This is a genomic window from Streptosporangium sp. NPDC049046 (assembly GCF_040649155.1).
GTDB lineage: Bacteria > Actinomycetota > Actinomycetes > Streptosporangiales > Streptosporangiaceae > Streptosporangium.
Genome location: NZ_JBEZEZ010000002.1, coordinates 113,210 through 136,191, shown reverse-complemented (window position 1 = coordinate 136,191; position 22,982 = coordinate 113,210). Strand labels below are relative to the sequence as shown.

The 22,982-nt window shown below is 67.3% G+C and carries 35 protein-coding genes; 2 read left to right on the top strand and 33 right to left on the bottom strand.

From position 1 onward, the window contains the following. The first annotated feature begins 30 nt into the window (after nucleotides 1-30). Together AB0B96_RS03060 and AB0B96_RS03055 are read left to right on the top strand one after the other, a co-directional pair. The gene (locus AB0B96_RS03060) at nucleotides 31-969 is read left to right on the top strand and encodes a hypothetical protein (protein ID WP_362895993.1); all 939 of its coding nucleotides are present in this window, start codon (nucleotides 31-33) and stop codon (nucleotides 967-969) included. A 94-nt stretch (nucleotides 970-1,063) separates the two neighbouring features. Next, the gene (locus AB0B96_RS03055) at nucleotides 1,064-3,556 is read left to right on the top strand and encodes a hypothetical protein (RefSeq protein ID WP_362895991.1); all 2,493 of its coding nucleotides are present in this window, start codon (nucleotides 1,064-1,066) and stop codon (nucleotides 3,554-3,556) included. Here the strand turns inward: AB0B96_RS03055 and truA are convergent. From truA to rplC, 33 genes are all read right to left on the bottom strand, one after another. Further along, on the bottom strand, nucleotides 3,546-4,466 hold the full coding sequence (gene truA / locus AB0B96_RS03050) for a tRNA pseudouridine(38-40) synthase TruA (protein ID WP_362895989.1): 921 nt from the start codon (nucleotides 4,464-4,466) through the stop codon (nucleotides 3,546-3,548). The genes AB0B96_RS03055 and truA overlap by 11 nt on opposite strands. Nucleotides 4,467-4,743: 277 nt before the next feature. Next, a complete protein-coding gene (gene rplQ, locus AB0B96_RS03045; protein WP_362895987.1) occupies nucleotides 4,744-5,283 on the bottom strand; it encodes a 50S ribosomal protein L17 in 540 nt (179 codons plus the stop codon). A gap of 153 nt (nucleotides 5,284-5,436) precedes the next feature. Continuing rightward, complete coding sequence (locus AB0B96_RS03040; protein WP_089210160.1) at nucleotides 5,437-6,453, bottom strand: DNA-directed RNA polymerase subunit alpha; 1,017 nt, start codon at nucleotides 6,451-6,453, stop codon at nucleotides 5,437-5,439. Nucleotides 6,454-6,554: 101 nt separating this feature from the next. Next, a complete protein-coding gene (gene rpsD / locus AB0B96_RS03035; RefSeq protein ID WP_350943285.1) occupies nucleotides 6,555-7,181 on the bottom strand; it encodes a 30S ribosomal protein S4 in 627 nt (208 codons plus the stop codon). A 20-nt stretch (nucleotides 7,182-7,201) separates the two neighbouring features. Then, nucleotides 7,202-7,606, bottom strand: coding sequence for a 30S ribosomal protein S11 (rpsK, locus tag AB0B96_RS03030; RefSeq protein ID WP_012887860.1), 405 nt, complete (start codon nucleotides 7,604-7,606; stop codon nucleotides 7,202-7,204). 45 nt (nucleotides 7,607-7,651) lie between these two features. Further along, the gene (gene rpsM, locus AB0B96_RS03025; protein ID WP_306859572.1) at nucleotides 7,652-8,032 is read right to left on the bottom strand and encodes a 30S ribosomal protein S13; all 381 of its coding nucleotides are present in this window, start codon (nucleotides 8,030-8,032) and stop codon (nucleotides 7,652-7,654) included. Nucleotides 8,033-8,242: 210 nt separating this feature from the next. Beyond that, nucleotides 8,243-8,356 carry a 50S ribosomal protein L36 gene (rpmJ, locus tag AB0B96_RS03020; protein WP_003956441.1) on the bottom strand — a complete coding sequence of 38 codons (114 nt, stop codon included), beginning with the start codon at nucleotides 8,354-8,356 and terminating at the stop codon, nucleotides 8,243-8,245. Nucleotides 8,357-8,381: 25 nt separating this feature from the next. Then, complete coding sequence (infA, locus tag AB0B96_RS03015; RefSeq protein ID WP_012887858.1) at nucleotides 8,382-8,603, bottom strand: translation initiation factor IF-1; 222 nt, start codon at nucleotides 8,601-8,603, stop codon at nucleotides 8,382-8,384. 630 nt (nucleotides 8,604-9,233) lie between these two features. Then, the gene (locus tag AB0B96_RS03010; RefSeq protein ID WP_350943283.1) at nucleotides 9,234-9,713 is read right to left on the bottom strand and encodes a hypothetical protein; all 480 of its coding nucleotides are present in this window, start codon (nucleotides 9,711-9,713) and stop codon (nucleotides 9,234-9,236) included. Nucleotides 9,714-9,824: 111 nt separating this feature from the next. Next, nucleotides 9,825-10,271, bottom strand: coding sequence for a DUF1707 domain-containing protein (locus AB0B96_RS03005; RefSeq protein WP_362895984.1), 447 nt, complete (start codon nucleotides 10,269-10,271; stop codon nucleotides 9,825-9,827). A gap of 32 nt (nucleotides 10,272-10,303) precedes the next feature. Next, nucleotides 10,304-11,122 carry a type I methionyl aminopeptidase gene (map, locus tag AB0B96_RS03000; RefSeq protein WP_350943281.1) on the bottom strand — a complete coding sequence of 273 codons (819 nt, stop codon included), beginning with the start codon at nucleotides 11,120-11,122 and terminating at the stop codon, nucleotides 10,304-10,306. A 142-nt stretch (nucleotides 11,123-11,264) separates the two neighbouring features. After that, on the bottom strand, nucleotides 11,265-11,915 hold the full coding sequence (locus tag AB0B96_RS02995; RefSeq protein ID WP_362895982.1) for an adenylate kinase: 651 nt from the start codon (nucleotides 11,913-11,915) through the stop codon (nucleotides 11,265-11,267). Then, nucleotides 11,915-13,234 (bottom strand): preprotein translocase subunit SecY, encoded by a 1,320-nt coding sequence (secY, locus tag AB0B96_RS02990; protein ID WP_350943279.1) that lies wholly within the window; start codon nucleotides 13,232-13,234, stop codon nucleotides 11,915-11,917. Before secY ends, AB0B96_RS02995 begins: the two co-directional genes overlap by 1 nt. Nucleotides 13,235-13,413: 179 nt before the next feature. Then, nucleotides 13,414-13,869, bottom strand: a complete 456-nt coding sequence (gene rplO, locus AB0B96_RS02985) for a 50S ribosomal protein L15 (RefSeq protein ID WP_350943278.1) — start codon at nucleotides 13,867-13,869, stop codon at nucleotides 13,414-13,416. 2 nt (nucleotides 13,870-13,871) lie between these two features. Continuing rightward, on the bottom strand, nucleotides 13,872-14,054 hold the full coding sequence (rpmD, locus tag AB0B96_RS02980; protein ID WP_012887849.1) for a 50S ribosomal protein L30: 183 nt from the start codon (nucleotides 14,052-14,054) through the stop codon (nucleotides 13,872-13,874). A 3-nt stretch (nucleotides 14,055-14,057) separates the two neighbouring features. Next, nucleotides 14,058-14,690: a 30S ribosomal protein S5 gene (gene rpsE, locus AB0B96_RS02975; protein ID WP_329089955.1), complete on the bottom strand. Its 633-nt coding sequence runs from the start codon at nucleotides 14,688-14,690 to the stop codon at nucleotides 14,058-14,060. Between the two features lie 73 nt (nucleotides 14,691-14,763). Beyond that, entirely contained in the window at nucleotides 14,764-15,147 is a 384-nt protein-coding gene (gene rplR / locus AB0B96_RS02970) for a 50S ribosomal protein L18 (RefSeq protein WP_344913778.1), read from the bottom strand. 2 nt (nucleotides 15,148-15,149) lie between these two features. After that, nucleotides 15,150-15,692, bottom strand: coding sequence for a 50S ribosomal protein L6 (gene rplF / locus AB0B96_RS02965; protein WP_350943277.1), 543 nt, complete (start codon nucleotides 15,690-15,692; stop codon nucleotides 15,150-15,152). Nucleotides 15,693-15,709: 17 nt separating this feature from the next. After that, on the bottom strand, nucleotides 15,710-16,108 hold the full coding sequence (gene rpsH, locus AB0B96_RS02960) for a 30S ribosomal protein S8 (protein WP_350943276.1): 399 nt from the start codon (nucleotides 16,106-16,108) through the stop codon (nucleotides 15,710-15,712). Nucleotides 16,109-16,254: 146 nt separating this feature from the next. After that, complete coding sequence (locus AB0B96_RS02955; RefSeq protein WP_068896544.1) at nucleotides 16,255-16,440, bottom strand: type Z 30S ribosomal protein S14; 186 nt, start codon at nucleotides 16,438-16,440, stop codon at nucleotides 16,255-16,257. Nucleotides 16,441-16,442: 2 nt separating this feature from the next. After that, nucleotides 16,443-17,021, bottom strand: coding sequence for a 50S ribosomal protein L5 (gene rplE, locus AB0B96_RS02950; protein WP_350943275.1), 579 nt, complete (start codon nucleotides 17,019-17,021; stop codon nucleotides 16,443-16,445). Then, nucleotides 17,021-17,341: a 50S ribosomal protein L24 gene (gene rplX / locus AB0B96_RS02945; protein ID WP_350943274.1), complete on the bottom strand. Its 321-nt coding sequence runs from the start codon at nucleotides 17,339-17,341 to the stop codon at nucleotides 17,021-17,023. Before rplX ends, rplE begins: the two co-directional genes overlap by 1 nt. Beyond that, on the bottom strand, nucleotides 17,341-17,709 hold the full coding sequence (rplN, locus tag AB0B96_RS02940) for a 50S ribosomal protein L14 (RefSeq protein WP_012887841.1): 369 nt from the start codon (nucleotides 17,707-17,709) through the stop codon (nucleotides 17,341-17,343). The genes rplX and rplN overlap by 1 nt, the downstream gene beginning before the upstream one ends. Nucleotides 17,710-17,893: 184 nt before the next feature. Continuing rightward, nucleotides 17,894-18,175 (bottom strand): 30S ribosomal protein S17, encoded by a 282-nt coding sequence (gene rpsQ, locus AB0B96_RS02935; protein WP_326635528.1) that lies wholly within the window; start codon nucleotides 18,173-18,175, stop codon nucleotides 17,894-17,896. Then, entirely contained in the window at nucleotides 18,168-18,404 is a 237-nt protein-coding gene (rpmC, locus tag AB0B96_RS02930; RefSeq protein WP_030912909.1) for a 50S ribosomal protein L29, read from the bottom strand. The genes rpsQ and rpmC overlap by 8 nt, the downstream gene beginning before the upstream one ends. Further along, nucleotides 18,404-18,823 carry a 50S ribosomal protein L16 gene (rplP, locus tag AB0B96_RS02925; protein ID WP_350943270.1) on the bottom strand — a complete coding sequence of 140 codons (420 nt, stop codon included), beginning with the start codon at nucleotides 18,821-18,823 and terminating at the stop codon, nucleotides 18,404-18,406. The genes rpmC and rplP overlap by 1 nt, the downstream gene beginning before the upstream one ends. Before the next feature lie 2 nt (nucleotides 18,824-18,825). Then, nucleotides 18,826-19,701 carry a 30S ribosomal protein S3 gene (gene rpsC / locus AB0B96_RS02920; protein ID WP_350943269.1) on the bottom strand — a complete coding sequence of 292 codons (876 nt, stop codon included), beginning with the start codon at nucleotides 19,699-19,701 and terminating at the stop codon, nucleotides 18,826-18,828. Then, on the bottom strand, nucleotides 19,701-20,054 hold the full coding sequence (gene rplV, locus AB0B96_RS02915) for a 50S ribosomal protein L22 (protein WP_030912916.1): 354 nt from the start codon (nucleotides 20,052-20,054) through the stop codon (nucleotides 19,701-19,703). Before rplV ends, rpsC begins: the two co-directional genes overlap by 1 nt. A 96-nt stretch (nucleotides 20,055-20,150) precedes the next feature. Continuing rightward, nucleotides 20,151-20,429 (bottom strand): 30S ribosomal protein S19, encoded by a 279-nt coding sequence (rpsS, locus tag AB0B96_RS02910; RefSeq protein ID WP_012887835.1) that lies wholly within the window; start codon nucleotides 20,427-20,429, stop codon nucleotides 20,151-20,153. Between the two features lie 11 nt (nucleotides 20,430-20,440). Beyond that, a complete protein-coding gene (gene rplB / locus AB0B96_RS02905; RefSeq protein ID WP_350943268.1) occupies nucleotides 20,441-21,277 on the bottom strand; it encodes a 50S ribosomal protein L2 in 837 nt (278 codons plus the stop codon). A 91-nt stretch (nucleotides 21,278-21,368) separates the two neighbouring features. Continuing rightward, nucleotides 21,369-21,671, bottom strand: coding sequence for a 50S ribosomal protein L23 (gene rplW, locus AB0B96_RS02900; protein WP_030912923.1), 303 nt, complete (start codon nucleotides 21,669-21,671; stop codon nucleotides 21,369-21,371). Beyond that, nucleotides 21,671-22,318 (bottom strand): 50S ribosomal protein L4, encoded by a 648-nt coding sequence (rplD, locus tag AB0B96_RS02895; protein ID WP_350943267.1) that lies wholly within the window; start codon nucleotides 22,316-22,318, stop codon nucleotides 21,671-21,673. Before rplD ends, rplW begins: the two co-directional genes overlap by 1 nt. Continuing rightward, complete coding sequence (rplC, locus tag AB0B96_RS02890) at nucleotides 22,315-22,968, bottom strand: 50S ribosomal protein L3 (RefSeq protein ID WP_329089937.1); 654 nt, start codon at nucleotides 22,966-22,968, stop codon at nucleotides 22,315-22,317. Before rplC ends, rplD begins: the two co-directional genes overlap by 4 nt. Nucleotides 22,969-22,982 lie beyond the last annotated feature (14 nt).

Genomic DNA, 22,982 nt, shown 5'->3' with positions numbered 1-22,982 from the left:
GCGGCCCCGATACCGGGCTACGCTCGGCGCATGGGTTTTCCCGTGGAGCCGCCGCGCCGCCAGCCTTACAACCGGCCTGACGCGTCGCCGCCCGCACAGGGCCAGCACTGGTTCGACGCCTCGCAGAACAACCGCCCCCCCGACTCCCCCTCCCAGGCCCCACAGGCCTCCCGGCCGCAGGGACGGCCCATCGAGGCGCCCAATGAGCGGCCTCGCAAGGAGATGTGGAGCCCGTACGACGAGGGGCCCCGCTCACGCCGCCCGATCTACATCGCGGCCGGGGCGTTCGCGGCGCTGGTCGCCGCGGGCGTCGGCCTCGCCGTGCTGGCCAACTCCGACCCCGACCCGGTGCCCGGCGCGACGGAGCCCACCGCCGCGGCCCCCCTCATCCCGCCCGCGAACACCGCGAAGGGCAAGTTCGGCTTCGCCTCCTCCCGCGCCACCGACCCGCACCCTCTCACCCTGAACGAGGTGTTCAAGAACAAGAAGATACGGATCGGCGGGCAGACCTACCTGATGACCACCCGCAGGACCGACAAGAAGTGCGACAAGGCCGTGGTCGGGGAGAAGCTCCAGAAGGCCCTCACCTCGGCGCGGTGCAACCAGCTCCTGCGCGCCAGCTTCCGCGACGCCTCGGGGAAGATCATCGGCACCGTGGGGGTCGCCAACCTCAAGACGTCGGCGGGAGCGTCCAAGGTCGTCTCGGCGAGCACCGGCAAGGAGCGCGAGGAATACATCAAACCGCTGCCAGGTAAGGATAAGGTCACCAAACTTCTCGGCACCGGCGAGGCATTCGTCGGCGAATGGCGCCACGGGCACTACGTGGTGATGGTCTGGTTCCAGTACAAAGACGGCCACATGCCAAAGAAAACCGAGGTCAAGAAGCTGAACCAGGCGGCCTTCGGCGCGGCGGACGCGACCGTCACCCCCGCCCTGGAGTCACGGACACTGACCGGAAAACGCCCCTGACCATGGGGTCATATCCCCACTTCGAGGCATGAATCCGACAGACGATACGGCCATACTCGCATGACGATCTCCGGCTGTCGCTAGGCTGCGTCGTATGCGTGGGCAGGAATCCGGGTCCGAGCACCAACGTGAAGCCGAGGGTTCGGCGACACCGGCGACGCCGCCGCCGAGTTTCGGCCAGCCCTCGCCCCACGTGCTGCGGACCGATCTCACAGACGACGAGCAACCCCCCGGCCCTTCCGGGTGGCCGGAGACGGCCCCGGGCGCGGCTCAGCCGTGGACGGTCCCCGGCGACGGCGCCCCCTACGACTGGTACGCCCAGCCGGAGGACGATCCGCCCGCCCCCTGGCCCGGCCCCGCGCACCCCGCGCCCCAGCCGGGACCGCTCTCATACCCGGAACCCTCCGGCCCCACGCGGCCCGAGTTCTCCTCCGACTCCGCGGGTCCCACCAGGCCCGAGTTCCCGCCCGGCCCCTCGCGGGACCCCCGACCGGATCTCCCCGGCCCACCCGGCTTCCCCTCCGGCCCGCCGCCCGGGTTCCTCCGGGGTCCCTCGCAGGACCCCCGGCCGGAGTTCCCCCGCGACCCCTCGGGCCCGCCGCCCGGGTTGCACCCACAGACATCGGAATCCCTTCCCCGCGATCCCTCCGGACCGCCGGGATCTCCCTCCGGCCCCTCGCAGGCCCCCCGGCCCGAGTTCTCCCAGGACTCGGGTCCGCGGCCCGAGTTCCCCGCGGGTTCCTCGGGTCCCCGGCCGGAGTCCTCCCCCGGCTCCTCGGGCCCCACCTGGTCCGAGTTCTCCCGGCCGGAACCGGCCCCTCCGGCGTGGATCAACTCCCCCACCCCGCCGGAACCCTCACCTCCCGCCTGGCCCACCCCGGAGAACCCGAACGTCTCACCGCGGCCCGGTGGGACGCACGAGGGCGAGCGCCACGAGCACGGGGTTTCCTCGCCACGGGCCGACCAGCCGCTGTCCACCGCGCCCATCGTGCCGGGGGCACCCCCCTGGCAGCCGCCGCCCGCCTTCACGGCGGCGGCCGCGGGCATGCAGGTCTGGCCCTCCTCAGGTCAAGAGGCCCCCTGGCCCGCCGCCACCGGCGAGCCGGTGTGGACCGACCCCGAGGAGAGCACCGCTCGCCCGGGAGAGCCCGGCGACATCGCCGTCTGGCCGCCGGACGCCACTCCCCCGCAGGAGCCGGGCGAGAGCGACGACACCACAGCCGACGTCCGCGCCGCCGTGGCCGGCGCACCCGGACACCCCGAGGAGGGAGACCTCCTCGCCTCCGGCCCTCTCCCCCCGACTCGGCAGAACCCTCAGCAGAGTCCGCCCCGCCAGGAGCCTGCCCAGCAGGCCCTCGCGCAGCCCTCTCCCGGACAGGCCACCCATCAGGTCTCCGTGCCCTCACCGGCCACCGGTCCACGAGACGAGAGCCCTCCCGCCCCGTCCGGTCTCACTCCGTCCGGTCCCGCCCCATCAGGTTCCGCCCCGTCCGGCCCCGCCCCGGGGGCCCCGCCCCCCATGGCCGCGCCCACCACCGCGTCCATGACCCAGCCCTTCACACGCCAGGAACCGGAGCCGATCTCACAGGTGCCCGTGCCTCCCTTCGGACAGGACACCCGCGACCGGACACCGTCCGAGGCCGCGCAGCCCTTCCCCCTGTCGGACCACACCCCACCGGGCGGCATCCCCGTCGTGACCGGCATCGCCCCCTCGTTCCCCGTTCTCCCGCCCCCGCCGGTGACCTCCACACCGGCGGACGAGACCGCGGCGCTCCCCGAGAGCGGACCGGCGACGATGCGTGGGGCGTTCACCCCTCTCTCGGAGTTCACCCCCGAACCACCGCCCTCTCCCCCCGAGCCGACCCGCAGCAGGGCGAGTACGACCCTGCTCGCCGCCGTCGTCGCGGTCGTGGTGGTCGGCATCGGCACCGGGGCCTTCTTCGCCTACCAGTCGTTCAGCGCCAAGCAGTCGGCGAACGCGACGGATCCGATTCCCAGGTCGGGGACCCTCGACCCCACCGACGACCTGGACATCACCGGCGAGCCGGAGCCGATCAACACCACGATGCTCAACTCCGAGAAGACCGACCCCGGCACGATGACCGTGGCCGACGCCTTCGGCCAGAAGGTGTCCGTGGCCGGGACGACGTTCAAACGGGTCAAGACCGACGTCACCGAGCAGTGTCAGAAGGCCGCGTCCGGCAGGTTCGGCGGCACCCTGCGCAGCCAGGACTGCCGCCGCGTGCTACGGGCGACGTACGTGGACAGCAAGCGGAAGTACGCCGTGACCACGGGGATCGCCGTGCTACCCACCCGCGAGTCCGCGGTGGCGGCCGACAAGGCCAAGGATCTGGACAGCAACCTCTGGTTCCGCGGCCTTCCCTCCGCCGCCGGTACGGGAGGCGAGCGGGTGCACATCGCGGGCGGCTACGCGGCCGGGATGGTGTGGGGCCGCTACATCGTGTTCAGCTACGCCACCTTCAGCGACGGCCACACGCCGACCGCCAAGGAGAAGTCCCTGGGCAAGGTGAGCGGCGCCTTCCGCGACCAGACCGCGAAGGTCGTGGAGCGCCGCGTCACGAACTGATCGTCCGCACCCGGCGGGTCTCCGCGGCCCGCCGGGCGAACTCGCCCGGCGCGGGGTAGCGCACCTCCTCCAGGCAGAGCCCGTGCGCGGGCGCGACGTGCACCCCCGAGTCCCGTACGGCCCGCGACAGCACCTCTCCGGGCCAGTCGACCGGGAGCCGGCCCTCACCGACGGGCAGCAGCGATCCGACGAGCGCCCGGACCATGGAGTGGCAGAACGCGTCGGCCATCACCGTCGCCACGACGAGGTCGTCCTCACGAACCCAGTCGAGCCGCTTGAGCTCCCGGATCGTGGTCGCGCCCTCGCGTCTCCGGCAGAACGCGGCGAAGTCGTGCTCACCGAGGAGAGCGGCGGCGGCCGCGTTCAACCTGTCCACGTCGAGGGGCCTGTTGTACCAGACGACCTCGCGGCGGCGGAGCGGGTCGACACCTCCGGGGGCGTCGGACACCCGGTAGGCGTAGCGCCTCGACAGCGCCGAGAACCGCGCGTCGAAGCCCTCAGGAGCCACCGTGACGTGATGGACACGGACATCGGGGGGCAGGACTCCGGCGAGTCTCCTGCGCATGGCAGAGAGCCTCTCGCCGAACTCCCCCTCGGATCCCGGCTCGGGGTCCCCGCCCGCGGCCCCCCTTCGGCGCCCACGGCCGTCCAGCGCGCCGAACGCGCCGGGATCCAGGTCGACATGGGCCACCTGACCTCGGGCGTGCACACCGGCGTCGGTCCGCCCGGCCACGGTCAGCGCCGGAGGCTCGGGAAGCCGCAGGATCCTGCCGAGCGCCCCCTCGATCTCCCCCTGGACCGTACGCCGCCCGGGCTGCTTGGCCCAGCCGGAGAAGTCGGTGCCCTCGTAGGCGAGATCCAGCCTCAGCCGTACCACGATGGTTCCCCATGAGACTTGGCGAGCCGCCATCCGGCGGACTCGGGAAGTGTTGACGTGCTCTTCGGCTCGCCGCGGGCCGGCGGTTGTCCGGCATCGGACGATCAGGTCGCGGGACCCGTAGCCGAAACGGGCGGCGGAGCCGTGAACACCGAGCGTTCCGCCCCCGCCCTCGCCACCGCCGCGACGGAAAAGGCCCGGCGCTCACCGGCGCCGCGATCCTTCGCGGTGGCGACGCTCGCGCCAGACGGAAAAGGGCCCGGCGCTCCCTGTGGAGGGAGTGCCGGGCCCTTTCACGGGGCCTGAGAGATCAGGCGTTGTCCTTCTTGGCCTCGGTCTCCTCGGCGGGAGCCTCGGTCGTCTCCTCGGAGGCCTTCGTCTCCTCGGTGGTCTCGGCCTTGGCCTCCTCGACCTCGGCCTCCTTGGCCTCTTCCGCCTTGGGCTCGGCGGCCTTGGCGGCGGCCGGGGTCCGGCTGGTCGTGACCTTGTTCAGCGGCTCGGACACCAGCTCGATCACGGCCATGGGGGCGGCGTCGCCCTTGCGGAGGCCGATCTTGGTGATCCGGGTGTAGCCACCGGGACGCTCGGCGAAGGTCGGGGCGATCTCGGTGAAGAGGTGGTGGACGACACCCTTGTCCCTGACGATCGTCAGCACCTGGCGACGGTTGTGCATGTCGCCCTTCTTCGCCTTGGTGATCAGCTTCTCCGCCACCGGACGCAGACGCTTCGCCTTGGCCTCGGTGGTCTTGATCCGGCCGTGCTGGAACAGCTGGGTGGCGAGGTTCGCCAGGATGAGCCGCTCGTGGGCCGGGCTGCCGCCGAGACGGGCACCCTTGGTGGGCCTAGGCATAACGTTCTCCTTGGGAGTAAACCCGCCCCGGCCGTACGAGGTACCGGGGTCGGGCCGGGGAGTCGCTCGATCCCCGTTATCGTGAAACTCGGTGACACCGGACGTGACGCGGAGTCACCCGGTGTCGCGGAACGCCGTGGGGCGTCCCGAGACTCAGTACTGCTCGGTCTCGACGTAGGCGCTGTCGTCGTCGTCGTAGCCGCCGCCGGCCACCGCGCTCGGGTCGAACCCGGGCGGGGAGTCCTTGAGCGCCAGCGTCATCTCGTGCAGCTTCTGCTTGACCTCTTCGATGGACTTGGCGCCGAAATTCCTTATATCGAGAAGGTCCTGCTCGCTGCGGGCCACGAGCTCACCCACGGTGTGGATGCCCTCGCGCTTGAGGCAGTTGTAGGAGCGGACCGTGAGGTTCAGCTCCTCGATCGGCAGCGCGAGGTCGGCGGCGAGGGCCGCGTCCGTCGGCGACGGGCCGATGTCGATGCCCTCGGCCTCGACGTTCAGCTCGCGGGCGAGACCGAACAGCTCGACGAGGGTCTTACCGGCGGAGGCCACCGCGTCGCGGGGCTTCATGCACGGCTTGGTCTCGACGTCCAGGATCAGACGGTCGAAGTCGGTGCGCTGCTCGACTCGGGTCGCCTCGACCTTGTAGGTGACCTTGAGCACCGGGGAGTAGATGGAGTCGATCGGGATGCGACCGATCTCCTGGCCCGGCTGCTTGTTCTGCGCGGCGGAGACGTAGCCGCGACCGCGCTCGACGGTCAGCTCCATCTCCAGCTTCGCCTTGCCGTTCAGGGTGGCGATGCGCAGTTCGGGGTTGTGCACCTCGACACCGGCCGGCGGCGCGATGTCGGCGGCGGTGACGTCACCGGGGCCCTGCTTGCGCAGGTACATCACCACGGGCTCGTCGTGCTCGGAGGAGACGACCAGGTCCTTGAGGTTCAGGATGATGTCGGTGACATCCTCCTTGACGCCCGGCACGGTGGTGAACTCGTGCAGCACGCCCTCGATGCGGATGCTCGTCACGGCCGCGCCCGGGATGGACGACAGCAGCGTGCGACGCAGCGAGTTGCCGATGGTGTAGCCGAAACCCGGCTCCAGCGGCTCGATGATGAACTTGGACCGGGTCTCCTCAAGGGATTCCTCAAGGAGGGAGGGACGCTGAGCGATCAGCATGTGCAAATCTCCCTTGCATGGCGGCGCCCGCTATTTGACGCCGCTCGAACAACAGCGTAGGTGCCGTACGGCGAATCGCCGTACGGCACCGACAGGAGCCGCTACTTGGAGTAGAGCTCGACGATCAACTGCTCCTGGACCTGGGTGTCGATCTGCTGACGGACCGGGAGCTGGTGAACCAGGACGCGCAGCGCGTCCGGGATGACGCCGAGCCACGCCGGGTACGTCTTGTCACCGGCGGTGGCGCGGGCCACCTCGTAGGGCAGGAGGTTGCGCGACTTCTCGCGGACCTCGACGATGTCGTGCTCGCGCACCCGGTACGACGGGATGTCGACCTTCTTGCCGTTCACCAGGATATGTCCGTGACGGACCTGCTGGCGGGCGGCGTCGCGCGACTCCGCGAAACCGGCGCGGTAGACCACGTTGTCGAGACGGCTCTCCAGGATCTGGAGGAGGTTCTCGCCGGTCTTGCCGGTCTTGCGGTTGGCTTCCTCGTAGTAGTTGTGGAACTGCTTCTCGAGGACGCCGTAAATGCGGCGGGTCTTCTGCTTCTCACGAAGCTGGAGCTGGTACTCAGACTCCTTGGGACGGCCGCGGCCGTGCTCACCCGGCGGGTAAGGGCGGATCTCGATGGGGCACTTCGCGGACTCGCACTTCTTGCCCTTGAGGAAGAGCTTGGTCTTCTCCCTGCGGCAGAGCTTGCAGTCCGCACCCGTGTAACGAGCCATTTTCTATCTTCTCCTGGGCGTCAGACGCGGCGGCGCTTGGGCGGGCGGCAGCCGTTGTGCGGCACGGGGGTGACGTCCTGGATGGACCCGACCTCGAGTCCGGTCGCCTGAAGCGAGCGGATCGCGGTCTCACGGCCGGAGCCGGGGCCCTTGACGAAGACGTCGACCTTGCGCATGCCGTGCTCCATGGCGCGGCGGGCGGCGTTCTCCGCGGCCATCTGCGCCGCGAACGGGGTGGACTTGCGGGAGCCCTTGAACCCGACGTGGCCGGCGCTGGCCCAGGAGATCACGTTCCCACTCGGGTCGGTGATCGAAACGATCGTGTTGTTGAACGTGCTCTTGATGTGGGCGTGCCCGTGAGCGACGTTCTTCTTTTCCTTGCGGCGCACCTTCTTGGGTGCACCCTGGCGGCTCTTAGGAGGCATTCTTTGCCTTCACTCCTGAGGTCTTCGGTCCTGCGGCTACGCGGACTACTTCTTACCGGGCTTCTTCTTGCCGGCCACGGTCTTCTTCTTGCCCTTACGGGTGCGCGCGTTGGTCTGCGTACGCTGACCGTGCACGGGAAGGCCACGGCGGTGCCGAATGCCCTGGTAGCACTGAATCTCGATCTTGCGACGGATGTCGGCCTGAACTTCGCGACGGAGGTCACCCTCGATCTTGAAGTTGGCCTCGATGTAGTCGCGCAGCGGCACCAGCTCTTCGTCGGTCAGCTGGTGAACCCGCAGGTCGCCGTTGACGCCGGTGGCCTTGAGGGTTTCGAGCGCACGAGTGCGGCCGATTCCGAAAATGTAGGTGAGAGCGATCTCCAGCCGCTTGTCGCGGGGGAGGTCTACACCAACCAGGCGAGCCATGGTCGGGCATTCTCCTTCGTTATGGCGGAGGTCCTGCGCCTCACTTCCCCTCCCCATGCCCGGGGTGAGGGCCCCGGCCTCCGACCGGGGGTCTCCTGCGGGGTACGGCGTGAGCCGCCTGCGCAGGTGTGAGACGCGATTACGTGAAAGCCCCACATGAATCGAGTCCGCCTCTTGGAGCGGACTCTCACGGGGCCTTGTCTGGAGCGACTAGCCCTGACGCTGCTTGTGGCGCAGGTTGTCGCAGATCACCATGACGCGACCGTGCCGGCGAATCACCTTGCACTTGTCACAGATCTTCTTGACGCTCGGCTTGACCTTCATAGTCCTATTCGTCCCTCAGACGCGCTTACTTGTATCGGTAGACGATCCGCCCACGACTGAGGTCGTAGGGGCTCAGTTCGACGACAACCCTGTCGTCAGGAAGGATTCGGATGTAGTGCATCCGCATCCGCCCGCTGATGTGGGCCAGGACCTTATGGCCGTTATCGAGCTGCACCCGGAACATCGCGTTCGGGAGCGACTCAACCACAGTGCCCTCGATCTCGATGGCGCCGTCTTTCTTGGCCATGTCCCTCGCGTTTCACTGATCGGTCGTCTGAGGCTTCGGAACACTAAGCAGCCGCGACCCAGCGCTTCGATGAGAGCGGCGGTTGCGACACCGCCGATGCGCAATGGTCATAGTGAACCGAAAAAGGAGTGTACGGCACCGGGCGAGGAAATGCGAAACACACGGCCGGTGCCTTGACACAACTGCTACGAAGGATACCGCAGATCCTGAGCGGGCTGGACGACACGACTCGGCACGCGAACACTCGCGCCCTCATTGTGGCACGTCGGACCAGGTCAGGCCAGCATCCCGGCGACCGGACCGAGCCGAGCGGCCCGACATCCCGCCGACCGAGCCGGGTTGGCCCGGTCGGCGTCCCGGCGGCCGAGCCGGGTTGGCCCGGCCGGTATCCCGGCGGCCGGACCGTGCGGGCGACACGGGAAGGCCCCCGGCGACGCCGCGCCGGGGGCCCGTTCGGCCGACCCTGTCGATCAACGTTCCTCGACCGGTTCTCCTTGATCAAGGCTTCTCGGTCGACGCTCCTCGATCACGTCCCGCTGAAAGGCCCCCCGCCCTCACCGGGCGCCCCCGAGGACCGCCCCCGCGGAAGGCCCCCGAGGGCCACCTCCGCGGAAGGCGTCGGAAGACGCCTCAGAAGGCGTCACCCCAGCGGCCGCAGTCGTCGAACTTGTCGCGGCCCTCGCAGACCCTGATCTTGAAGTCGTCGAAGCCGCTGCTCTTCTTGAACCCGCCGAACTTGGTGAAGCCGGAGCGGCCGAAGGTGCTGAACACCTTGGTGTGCGAGCCGAACCTGTCGTGCCACTTGAACCACACGTAGCTGCGCTCACGATCACGGTCACGGTCGAACAGGTCGCCGTAGAACCAGTAGCGGCCGCCGCTGCTGGTCCAGTAGCCCTTGAAGTACGAGCGCCTGCCGAAGCTCTCGCCACCGCCGAAGCCCGAGTAGTACGGACCGAAGAAGTGCTTGCTCGACGCCTGGGTCTCCTGGGCCGCGACGGCGGACCCCGCGGAGGCCTGCGTGGCGGCCGTCGCGGACGGGGCGGCGACCACACCCGCGGCCAGCGAACCTGCCAGCGCCGCTCCGACCAGGGCTGTACGGATCTTGCTCATTGGATCTTCCTCCTGCGAACCGGGGTCCTGTCGTTCGGACACCGCTCACGTTAGGAAGATTCAACGCCATCATCTGTGGAGGAATGCACACTCAACGCCCAGAGTGCACTATTACCGCTTCCTGTCCCGCCCCTGGCCGCCGGCGATCGTGGCCACCAGCAACACCACGCCCCACGGGCCCATCACCCACAGGGGCCACGGGTAGGGGAAGTCTCCGGTCATCCCGATGATGAGCCAGATCACCCAGTTGACGCCGCTCGCCGTCGCCCAGACGGCCCAGGCCTCCGCCATGCCCTTGCCCTGCTTGTTCTTCCCCTCGGCCGCCTTGGAGCGCTCAGGGGCGCGTGAGGGGACCTCGGGGAGCCGACGCAGGTCGACGTCCGGAAGGTCGGAGGTGAGGACGGCGAGCTCGCCGTACGTCTTGCTCGTGTAGAGCTGCTCAAGGCGCTCGTCGAACTCCTCCGTGGTCAGCCGGCCCTGCGCGTAGTGCTCCCTCAGGACCGAGGCGACCTTGTCACGGTCTCCGTCGGAGGCTCGCATCTCCGGACCAGCCGCCATCTCAACCCCATCCGCTCGCCGACGGGCCGAAACTAGCCCGCGTTTCCCAACAGGTCGGCAAGCCGCTCTTTCCCCCCGTCAAGGGCGGTCAATACCCAAGGACCATTATGTGTCACGGCGACGCTGTGTTCGAAGTGCGCGGAGACCTTCCCGTCGATCGTGACCACGGTCCAGTCGTCGGCGAGCACCTTGGTCCTGTCCGTCCCGAGGTTCACCATCGGCTCGACGGCGAAGCACATGCCGGGCTCGAACTTCGGGCCCCGGCCCGGCTTGCCGTGGTTGGCCACCCACGGGTCCATGTGCATCTCGGTGCCGATGCCGTGACCGCCGTACTCCTGCGGGATGCCGTAGCGCCCCTGGGAGCGGATGTACTTCTCCACCTCGTGCCCGATGTCGGACAGGTGACGGCCCACGGTGAGCGCGGCGATCCCGCGCCACATGGCCTCCTCGGTGACCCTCATCAGCTCGGTCAGCTTGGGATCGACCTCGCCGACCGGGACCGTGACGGCCGAGTCACCGTGCCAGCCGTCCAGGATGGCTCCGCAGTCGATCGAGATGATGTCGCCCTCCCGCAGCGGACGGCGGTCACTCGGGATGCCGTGGACGACCTCGTGGTTGACCGAGGCGCAGATCGTCGCGGGAAATCCCTGGTAGCCCTTGAAGGAGGGGATCGCCCCCTCGTCCCTGATCGCCTTCTCCGCGATCGCGTCGAGGTCCAGGGGTGTCATACCCGGTCGGACGCTCTCCCTGAGCAGCTGCAGGGTACGGCCGACCACGAGGCCTGCCGCCCGCATCTTGTCCACCTGCTCGGGCGTCTTCAGCTGGATTCCGTGCTTGTTCTTCTTGAACACCTGCGCACCCCCTGGGGTGGTTCAACGGGCGGTCCGGGACCCCAATTCCCCCGATTCTGCCCTAAATGACAGCACACCACCCATGGGAAACCCATGGGTGGTGTGCACCGTGTCGTCGTTCGGCCGGCCAGCGAAGGGGTCGCTAGCCGATGAAGGGCCTCAGGGCCTCCATCGCGCGCTGGGTGACCTCTTCCACCGGCCCCGTGGCGTCGACCCCGACCAGGATGCCCTCGTCGGCGTAGAAGGAGACCAGGGGCGCCGTCTGCTCCTGGTAGACCTCCAAGCGGTGCCTGACGGTCTCCTCCTTGTCGTCGTCCCGCTGGTACAGCCCGCCCTCACAGGCGTCGCAGATGTCGTCCTTCTTGTCATCGAAGTCGACGTGCCAGATGCGGCCGCACTGGCTGCAGGTCCGGCGGCCCGCGAGCCTGCGGACGACCTCCTCGTCGTCGACCACGAGCTCCAGAACGATGTCCAGACCGACCTGGAACTCGGCGAGCATCTTCTTCAGGATCTCGGCCTGGGGCACGTTCCTGGGGAAGCCGTCGAGCAGGAAGCCGTCCTGCGCGTCGTTCTCGGCGAGGCGGTCGCGGACCATCGCGATGGTGACCTCGTCGGGCACGAGGTCACCGCGGTCCATGTATTCCTTGGCAAGCTTGCCGAGCTCCGTGCCGCCCGAGACATTGGCGCGGAAGATGTCACCTGTCGAAATCTTCGGGATCGACAGGTTCGATGCGACGAACTGGGCCTGTGTCCCCTTACCCGCTCCGGGGGGCCCGACCAGGACGAGGCGCACTACTTCAGGAAGCCTTCATAATTACGCTGCTGCAACTGGCTCTCGATCTGCTTCACGGTGTCGAGGCCGACACCAACCATGATCAGAATGCTCGTTCCTCCGAACGGGAAGTTCTGACTCGCGCCGACGAGCGCCAGCGCGACGATCGGCACCATGGAGATCAGGCCCAGATACAGCGCGCCTGGAGCGGTGAGTCGCGTGAGCACGTAGTTCAAGTACTCGGCCGTCGGGCGACCCGGGCGGATACCCGGGATGAACCCACCGTACTTCTTCATGTTGTCGGCGACTTCAACGGGGTTGAAGGTAATCGACACGTAGAAGTACGTGAAGAAGACGATGAGCAGGAAGAAGGTGATCATGTACGTCGGGGTGGTCCCGCCACCGCCGAACTCCTGCGAGATCCACTGGATGATCGGGTGCGGCTCTTCCTGGGTGTTCGAGAAGAGCGTGGTGATCAGCTGCGGGAGGTAGAGCAGCGAGGAGGCGAAGATGACCGGGATGATGCCGGCCTGGTTGACCTTGAGCGGGATGTAGGTCGACGTCCCGCCGTACATTCTGCGGCCGACCATGCGCTTGGCGTACTGCACCGGGATCCGGCGCTGTGCCTGCTCCACCATCACGACCAGGGCGATCATCGCGATACCGACCACGATGACCACGCCGAAGACGAAGCCACCCTTTTGGCGGGCGATGTTCAGCAGCTCGGACGGGAAGACCGCGATGACCTGCGTGAAGATCAGGATGGACATGCCGTTGCCGATACCGCGATCGGTGATGAGCTCGCCCAGCCACATGACGACGGCGGTGCCGGCGGTCATGGTCAGCACCATCGTGACGATGGCGAAGACGTTGTCCTTGTCGAGAAGGATCTCCTCGCGGCACTGCGGGAAGAGCTGGCCGCTGCGGGCGAGCGCCACGAAGGCGGTCGACTGCAGGACCGCCAGGCCGACCGTGAGGTAGCGGGTGTACTGCGTGATCTTGGTCTGCCCGGACTGTCCCTCCTTCTTGAGGGCTTCCAGTCGCGGAATGACCACGACGAGCAGCTGAAGAATGATGCTCGCGGTGATGTACGGCATGATGCCGAGGGCGAAGACTGAAAGTTTCAGAAGGGCGCCGCCGCTGAACAGCTGCACCATTCCGTAGATGTTGCCCGCGTCCCCCGCTTGCGCCTGGGTGAGACAACGGCTGATGTTCTCGGTATGCACACCCGGAGTCGGCAGGACCGACCCAAGTCGGAACAGCGCGATGATGCCCAAAGTGAAGAGCAGCTTCTTACGCAGGTCCGGCGTACGGAACGCTCGGGTAAATGCGGTCAGCACGGTCCCTCCTGCGCGCCTGAAAGGCGAGGTCGGTCAGCGATGGTGCGGGGGTGTTCCATCTTTGCCATATCCAGTCAATGAGCCCAAGGAAATGAGTCGAGGCCCACTGTCCAGCGAACTCTAACGCACTACGGGCGCGGGAGCCCATTACGAGCCCCCGCGCCGCGTGATGATAACGCCTACAGCTCGGAGACGGAGCCCCCGGCCGCGGCGATCTTATCCTTGGCGCTGGCCGAGAAGGCATGCGCCTCCACGTTCAACGCCACGGAGATGTCACCGGTTCCCAGAACCTTGACGAGTTGGTTCTTGCGAACCGCGCCCTTCGCGACGAGCGTGTCGACGGTGACGTCGCCCCCCTCGGGGAACAGCTCGCCGAGCTTGTCAAGGTTGACAACCTGGTAGGTCGTCTTGAACAGGGCGTTGGAGAAGCCCTTGAACTTGGGCAGGCGCCGCTGCAGCGGAACCTGGCCACCCTCGAAACCGAGGGGGACCGTGTTCCTGGCCCTCGTGCCCTTGGTGCCACGACCCGCGGTCTTGCCCTTGGACGCCTCGCCGCGGCCCTTGCGGACCTTCGACTTGTTGGCGCCGGGAGCCGGACGCAGGTGGTGGATGCGGAGCGGAGTGTTCTCTGCCATGTCTAGTCGACCTCTTCCACGGTGACGAGGTGCGTCACCACGGTGACCATGCCGCGGATCTCCGGGCGGTCCTCCTTGACGACGACATCGCCGATTCGCTTCAGACCGAGCGAGCGCAGCGAGTCACGCTGGTTCTGCTTGCCACCGATCTTGGAACGGACCTGGGTAATCTTCAGGCGTGCCATGGACTAGCTCACCGCCTTCGCGGCCGCGGCCTCCGCGAGGCCCTCGGCGCGAGCCTTGAGCATCCTCTTGGGGGCGACGTCCTCGATCGGGAGGCCGCGGCGGGCCGCGATCTCCTCGGGGCGGCTGAGGCCCTTCAGGGCCGCCACGGTGGCGTGCACGATGTTGATCGGGTTGTCCGAGCCGAGCGACTTGGACAGCACGTCGTGAATGCCGGCGCACTCCAGCACGGCGCGCACCGGACCACCGGCGATGACGCCGGTACCGGGCGAGGCCGGACGGAGGAAGACGACGCCCGCCGCCTCCTCACCCTGCACGATGTGCGGGATGGTGCCCTGGATACGGGGCACCTTGAAGAAGTGCTTCTTGGCCTCTTCGACACCCTTGGCGATCGCCGCGGGCACCTCCTTGGCCTTGCCGTAGCCGACACCGACCATGCCGTTGCCGTCACCGACGATGACGAGGGCGGTGAAGCTGAAGCGACGACCACCCTTCACGACCTTGGCCACTCGGTTGATCTTCACAACGCGCTCGATGTACGAGACGCCCTTGTCAGCGTTTCCACCGCGGCGATCGTCACGACGACCGTCACGCCGCTCGCCACCGGCGGCGCCACCGCGACGCGGAGCTCCGGCCATTAGTGGTTCCTCTTCTCATTCGTAAGACGGGCCATCGGGTGCGATCCTGGATTGCGATCCTGGGACGGAGTCATCAGAACTCCAGTCCGCCTTCGCGAGCGCTGTCTGCCAGCGCCGCGATGCGGCCCGCGTAGCGGTTGCCACCCCGGTCGAACACGACCGCGGTGATCCCGGCTGCCTTGGCCCGCTGAGCGAGAAGCTCGCCGACCTGCTTGGCCTTGTCGGTCTTGGCGCCCTCCGCCGAGCGCAGGGAGGCGTCCATGGTGGACGCGCTCACCAGCGTGTGGCCCTGGGTGTCGTCGACGATCTGCACGAAGAGGTGCTTCGTGGACCGGTTGACGACCAGGCGCGGACGTGTGGCCGTACCGGCCACCTTCTTGCGGACTCGGCCGTGGCGGCGGGCCCGCGAGACGGCGCGGGCGGCCGTGTGCTTGCCGAACGCAGTCTTGCCAGCCATGCCTACTTACCAGCCTTTCCGACCTTGCGGCGGATAACTTCACCCTGGTAGCGCACGCCCTTGCCCTTGTACGGGTCGGGCTTGCGCAACTTGCGGATGTTCGCGGCGATCTCGCCGACCTTCTGCTTGTCGATGCCGTCCACGTGGAACAGCGTCGGCTTCTCGACGCGGAAGGTGACACCCTCGGGGGCGTCGACGATCACCGGGTGGCTGAAGCCGAGAGCGAACTCAAGCTGAGTCGGGCTCTTGGCCTGCACGCGGTAACCGACGCCCACGATCTCCAGGGTCTTCGAGTAACCCTGGGTGACACCGGTCACCATGTTGGCGACCAGGGTGCGAGACAGACCGTGCAGCGCACGGACCTTGTTCTCGTCGTTGGGACGGGTGACGGACAGATTGCCGTCGTCACCCTTGGCGATCGCGATGGGTTCCGCGACCGTGTGTGAAAGCGTGCCCTTGGGGCCCTTGACCGTGACGTCCCGGCCGTCGATGGCGACGTCCACTCCGTTCGGTACGGGGATGGGCAGCCGTCCGATTCTTGACATGCTGTTCGTTCTCCCCTCTACCAAACGAAGGCGAGGACTTCCCCGCCCACTCCACGCTTGCCGGCCTGCTTGTCCGTCATGAGGCCGCCGGACGTCGAGATGATCGCGACGCCCAGTCCACCCAGGACTCGGGGCAGGTTGTCCTTCTTTGCATAGACCCGCAGGCCGGGCTTGGAGACCCGGCGCAGACCCGAGAGGGAACGCTCACGGGTCGGCCCGAACTTCAGCTCCACCACGAGGTTCTTTCCGACCTTGGCGTCTTCGACGCTCCAGGACTGGATGTAACCCTCCTGCTGGAGGATCTCGGCGATGTGCGCCTTGATCTTCGAGTACGGCATCGCCACGCTGTCGTGGTACGCCGAGTTCGCGTTTCGCAGACGCGTCAGCATGTCTGCGATCGGGTCGGTCATCGTCATGGCCGGTGGCCTTCCTCACCGCGGTTTCCACAGGGGACCTACGGTGCGGTCGTGGGCGCCTGTAGGCGGCGCCCGGTGAATACGACTTCTATGTGCGGCCGGTGCCTCGCGCGGGCCCGTGATCGCTCACGGGGCCGCGCGGAGGGCTACCAGCTCGACTTGGTGATGCCGGGCAGCTCGCCCCGGTGCGCCATCTCGCGGAAGCAGATGCGGCACAGGCCGAACTTCCTGAAGACGGCGCGGGGACGACCACAGCGCGAGCACCGAGTGTACGCCCGGACCTCGAACTTGGCCTTGCGAGCAGCCTTGACCTTGAGCGACGTCTTCGCCATGATCAGGCCTCCTTGAAGGGGAAGCCGAGCTGCTTCAGCAGTGCCCGGCCCTGGTCGTCGGTCTTAGCGGTGGTCACGACGGTGATGTCCATACCACGCTGGCGGTCGACCTTGTCCTGGTCGATCTCGTGGAACATGACCTGCTCGGTGAGACCGAAGGTGTAGTTGCCGTTGCCGTCGAACTGCTTGGGCGACAGACCGCGGAAGTCACGGATACGGGGCAGCGCCAGCGAGAGCAGCCGGTCGAGGAACTCCCACATCCGGTCACCGCGCAGCGTGACGTGCGCACCGATCGGCATGCCCTCGCGCAGCTTGAACTGGGCGATGGACTTGCGGGCGCGGACGACCGCCGGCTTCTGACCGGTGATCACGGTGAGGTCGCGGACGGCGCCTTCGATGAGCTTCGAGTCGCGCGCGGCCTCGCCGACACCCATGTTCACCTTGATCTTGGTGATGGTGGGCACCAGCATGATGTTCTCGAACTCGAACTGCTCGTTCAGCTTCGCGATGATCTCTTCGCGGTAGCGCTGCTTGAGGCGCGGGAGGGCCCGCTGTTCGGTCTCAGTGGTGTTCGCGGTCATCAGTTGTCCTCACCCGTCTCCTCGGAAGCGGCCTTGGCCGACTCCTTCTTGGCGGGCTTGTCGTCCTTGGAAGGCTTCTCATCCTTGAGCTTCTTGACGTTGCTCACGTGGATGGGAGCCTCCATGGTCTGCACGCCACCGGCCTTGGCACCGCGCGGACCCTGGTTGGTCTCCTTGCTGTGCTTCTTGACCATGTTGACGCCCTCGACCACCACGCGCTCGTCACGCGGGTGGGCGGCGATCACACGACCCTTGGCACCCTTGTCCTTGCCGGCGATGACCAGGACGAGGTCACCCTTCTTCACATGAAGCTTCGGCATTACAACACCTCCGGCGCGAGCGAGATGATCCGCATGAACTTCTTGTCACGCAGCTCACGTCCGACGGGACCGAAGATGCGGGTGCCCCGGGGGTCGCCACTGTCCTTGATGATGACGGCGGCGTTCTCGTCGAAGCGGATGTAGGAGCCGTCGGGCCGGCGGCGCTCCTTGACAGTGCGGACGATGACGGCCTTGACCACATCGCCCTTCTTCACGGTGCCGCCCGGGATGGCGTCCTTGACCGTGGCGACGATGATGTCACCGATTCCCGCGTAACGTCGGCCCGAGCCACCGAGAACACGGATGCAAAGGACTTCCTTCGCACCGGTGTTGTCGGCGACCTTGAGCCGCGACTCCTGCTGGATCACTTGAACTCCTGTTTGTCTCGCCGGTTCTCACCCGTGGTTTCGGGTGAGCCTTGCGGAACCTGCTGGTCTTTTTCCTCCGGCGACAGCCCTCGCGGACCGCCGTCGCAGGCGGGGCGAAGATCGCTTCGCCCCCTTGGACGCCATCATGGGGGGTGACGGTGTCACCCCCCACGAGGCGCGTTACCTACTTGGCCTTCTCGAGGATCTCGATGACGCGCCAGCGCTTGCTGGCGGACAGCGGCCGGGTCTCCATCAGGAGAACGCGGTCGCCGACACCGCAGGTGTTGGCCTCGTCGTGCGCCTTGTACTTGGTCGTCCTGCGGATGACCTTGCCGTACAGGGGGTGCTTGACGCGGTCCTCGACAGCGACCACGACAGTCTTGTCCATCTTGTCACTGACGACCAGACCCTCACGGGTCTTGCGGTAGTTCCGCGTCTCGGTCGTGGTTTCCGTGGCCTCAGCCATCGATCGACTCCTTCTCTACCGTGACGATTCCGAGCTCCCGCTCGCGCATCACCGTGTAGATACGGGCGATCTCGCGGCGGACGGCGCGCAGCCGCCCGTGGCTCTCCAACTGGCCGGTCGCTGCCTGGAAGCGGAGGTTGAACAGCTCCTCCTTGGCTTCCTTCAGCTTCGTGACCAGGGTGTCCTGGTCTTCCACCCGCAGCTCACCGGCGGTCAGGCCCTTAGCCATCACGCCTCACCCACTTCACGCTTGACGAACCGGCACTTCATCGGCAGCTTGTGCATCGCACGACGCAGGGCTTCGCGAGCCACCGGCTCGGCGACACCCGAAAGCTCGAACATGATGCGACCGGGCTTGACGTTCGCGACCCACCACTCCGGCGAACCCTTACCGGAACCCATGCGGGTCTCGGCGGGCTTCTTGGTGAGGGGGCGGTCCGGATAGATGTTGATCCAGACCTTTCCGCCACGCTTGATGTGACGGGTCATCGCGATACGAGCCGACTCGATCTGACGGTTGGTCACGTAGGAGTGCTCAATCGCCTGAATGCCGAACTCGCCGAACACGACCCTGGTGCCACCCTTGGCGGCGCCGTGACGGTCGGGCCGGTGCTGCTTGCGGTGCTTGACCCTGCGCGGGATCAGCATGGTCAGCTCCCTTCAGCACCCGGCTGCGCAGCCGGGCCGGTCTCGGGGGCGGCCTGCGAGGCCGCCTCGGTCCTGGGGGCGGCGGAGCCACCCGAAGCGCGGTCACCGCGGCCGGCGCCGGCACCACGACGGGCGCCACCGGCGCCACGACGGGGACGGTCGCCGCCACCGGCACCAGGGCCACGACGGTCGTCGCGGTCACGGCGCTGGCCCGCGCGAGCACCGGCGGCGGCCGCCTCGCGCTCGGCGCGGCTGGTCGGAGCCTCACCCTTGTAGATCCACACCTTCACGCCGATGCGACCGAAGGTGGTGCGGGCCTCGTACAGGCCGTAGTCGATGTCCGCGCGGAGGGTGTGCAGGGGCACGCGGCCCTCGCGGTAGAACTCCGAACGGGACATCTCGGCGCCGCCGAGACGGCCGGAGCACTGCACCCGGATGCCCTTGGCACCGCTCTTCATCGCCGACTGCATCGCCTTGCGCATGGCACGGCGGAACGAGACACGGCTGGACAGCTGCTCGGCCACACCCTGGGCGACGAGCTGAGCGTCGATCTCAGGGTTCTTGACCTCGAGGATGTTCAGCTGGACCTGCTTCTTGGTCAGCTTCTCGAGGTCACCGCGGATCCGGTCCGCCTCGGCGCCGCGGCGGCCGATGACGATGCCCGGACGGGCGGTGTGAATGTCGACCTGTACCCGGTCGGTGGTCCGCTCGATCTCCACCTTGGAGATGCCGGCCCGCTCCATGCCCTTCTTGAGCATGCGGCGGATCGCCACATCCTCGGCAACGTACGACTTGTAGAGCTTGTCGGCATACCACCGGCTCTTGAAGTCGGTCGTGATGCCGAGGCGGAACCCGTGCGGGTTAACCTTCTGACCCACTAGCGGGTCCTCCCCTTCGGCTCGCGGGACTCCACGATCACGGTGATGTGGCTGGTCCGCTTGTTGATCCGATAGGCACGACCCTGAGCACGGGGACGAAACCGCTTCAGCGTCGGGCCCTCGTCGACCCAGGCACGGCTCACGAAGAGCGTGTCACGGTCGAGCTTGAAATTGTGCTCCGCGTTGGCAATGGCGCTCGAAAGTACCTTGTACACGGTCTCGCTCGCCGACTGGGGAGCGAACTGCAGCACGGCCTGCGCCTCCGAAGCGGGCAGCCCGCGAATGAGGTCCACCACACGGCGGGCCTTCATGGGCGTGTGGCGCGCGAACCGCGCCTGAGCCCTGGCTTCCATCGCTTACTCCTCTTACCCTTCGTTTTGGTCGAGTCCGTCTCGCCCGTGACGATCGCTTCCGATCGTTCTCGGCTCGACGTCCTCTTCCTGAGGCGCTTATCGCCGGCTGCGGCGGTCTTCCTTGACGTGGCTGCGGAAGGTTCGCGTGGGAGCGAACTCACCCAGCTTGTGGCCGATCATCGACTCGGTGACGAACACCGGGACGTGCTTGCGGCCGTCGTGAACGGCGATCGTGTGACCAAGCATGTCGGGCACGATCATGGAGCGCCGCGACCACGTCTTGATGACGTTCTTGGTGCCCTTCTCGTTCTGGACATCCACCTTCTTCTGAAGGTGGTCGTCCACGAAGGGACCCTTCTTAAGGCTACGTGGCATTTTGGCTGCTCCTACCGCTTCTTCCGCTTGGTACGACGGCGGATGATCAGCCGGTCGCTGGCCTTGTTCGCCGCACGGGTACGTCCCTCGGGCTTGCCCTTGGGGTTGACGGGGTGACGACCGCCGGAGGTCTTACCCTCACCACCACCGTGCGGGTGGTCGACCGGGTTCATCGCGACACCGCGGACGGTGGGGCGCTTGCCCTTCCACCGCATGCGTCCGGCCTTACCCCAGTTGATGTTGGCCTGCTCGGCGTTGCCGACCTGGCCGATCGAGGCCCGGCAGCGGACATCGACCTGGCGCATCTCACCGGAGGGCATACGCAGCGTGGCGTACTGGCCCTCCTTGGCGAGGAGCTGGATCTGCGCGCCGGCGGACCGGCCCAGCTTGGCGCCACCGCCCGGACGGAGCTCCACCGCGTGGATGAAGGTACCGGTCGGGATGTTGCGCAGCGGGAGGCAGTTGCCCGGCTTGATGTCGGCCGTGGGGCCGTTCTCGATGTGGTCGCCCTGCTTGAGGCCGGTCGGGCAGAGGATGTAGCGCTTCTCCCCGTCGGCGTAGTGCAGCAGCGCGATGCGAGACGTGCGGTTCGGGTCGTACTCGATGTGAGCGACCTTGGCCGGAATCCCGTCCTTGTCGTGACGCCGGAAATCGATGATCCGGTAGGCGCGCTTGTGGCCACCACCCTGGTGACGGGTGGTGACTCGGCCGTGGACGTTACGGCCACCCTTGCTGTGCAGGGGTGCAAGCAGCGACTTCTCGGGCGTGCTGCGCGTGATCTCGGCGAAGTCCGAGACGCTGGCGCCGCGGCGACCCGGGGTCGTCGGCTTGAGTTTACGGATGCCCATCTTTTTCGTTCATCCTTCGTCGGTTAATCCGGTCGAATGCCCCTCACCAGACGGCGAGGGGCTTTCTCCCTGTACTTACTGAGCGAGCGCGTCAGCCGATCTGGCCGAAGATGTCAATCCGGTCGCCCTCGACCAGGCTGACGATGGCTCGCTTGGTGGCCGGGCGCTGGCCGTAGCCGAACCTGGTCCGCTTGCGCTTGCCCTGGCGGTTGATGGTGTTGACGCTGGCGACCTTGACACCGAAGATCTTCTCAACGGCGATCTTGACCTGCGTCTTGTTGGCCGTCTTCCGCACCAGGAACGTGTACTTGTTGTGCTCGTCGATCAGGCCGTAGCTCTTCTCGGAGACAACCGGCTTGATGATGATGTCGCGCGGGTCGGCGATCTTCTCCATCAGGCGTCTTCCTTCCCGCTCTTGCTCAGACGCGCCACGGTCTGGTCGTACGCGTCCTGAGTGAAGACGACGTCGTCGTAGCAGAGCACGTCGTAGGTGTTGAGCTGCCCGGCGTCCAGGAGGTGGACCTCGGGAGCGTTGCGCAGGCTCAGCCAGCTGAGCTCGTCACCCTCGTCGACGACGACCAGGACGCTGCGGGCCTTGGTGAGCCTGCGAAGCGACTCAAGAGCCGCCTTGGTCTTCGGGGTCTCCCCCTCGACCAGACCGCTGACCACGTGAACGCGGCCGCCGGTCGCCCGGTCGGACAGGGCCGCGCGCAGGGCGGCGGCCTTCATCTTCTTGGGAGTCTTCTGCGAGTAGTCCCGCGGAACCGGGCCGTGGACGGTGCCACCACCGGTGAACTGCGGGGCGCGGGTCGAACCCTGGCGGGCGCGGCCGGTGCCCTTCTGGCGGTACGGCTTCTTGCCGCCGCCTCGGACCTCACCGCGGGTCTTCGCCTTGTGGGTGCCCTGCCGGCGAGCGGCGAGCTGGGCCACGACGACCTGGTGGATCAGCGGGATGTTGACCTTCGTGCCGAAGATGTCCTCCGGCAGGTCGACGGTGCCGGCCTTCTCACCGCGTACGTCGAGGACGTCAATGGTGCTCACTTGGCAGCCCCCTTCTTGGCGGCGGTGCGGACCAGGACCAGGCTGCCGTTGGCGCCGGGGATCGCACCCTTGATCAGGATGAGGCCCTTCTCGGCGTCCACGGCGTGAACCTTGAGGCTCTGGACGGTCGTGCGGACGTTGCCCATCCGGCCCGCCATGCGCACGCCCTTGAAGACGCGGCCGGGGGTGGCGCAGCCACCGATGGAACCGGGCGAGCGGTGCTTGCGCTGCGTACCGTGCGAGGCGCCCAGACCCTTGAAGCCGTGGCGCTTCATGACACCCGCGAAGCCCTTGCCCTTGCTCTTGCCCGTCACGTCGACGAACTGGCCGGCCTCGAAGGTGTCGGCGAGGAGCTCCTGGCCCAGGGTGTAGTCGCTCGCGTCGTCGGTGCGGATCTCCGCGAAGTAACGGCGCGGGGTGATGTCGTGCTTGCGCAGGTAGTCGCCGAGCGGCTTGTTGACCTTCCGCGGGTCGACCTGGCCGAAGCCCAGCTGAACGGCGGTGTAGCCGTCCTTCTCGGCGGTGCGGACGCGGGTCACGACGCACGGGCCAGCCTCGACGACGGTCACCGGGACCATCCGGTTGTCCGCGTCGAAGACCTGGGTCATGCCGAGCTTCTTGCCCAGGACGCCCTTGATCTTGTTAGCCATGTCAGTGCGTTCCC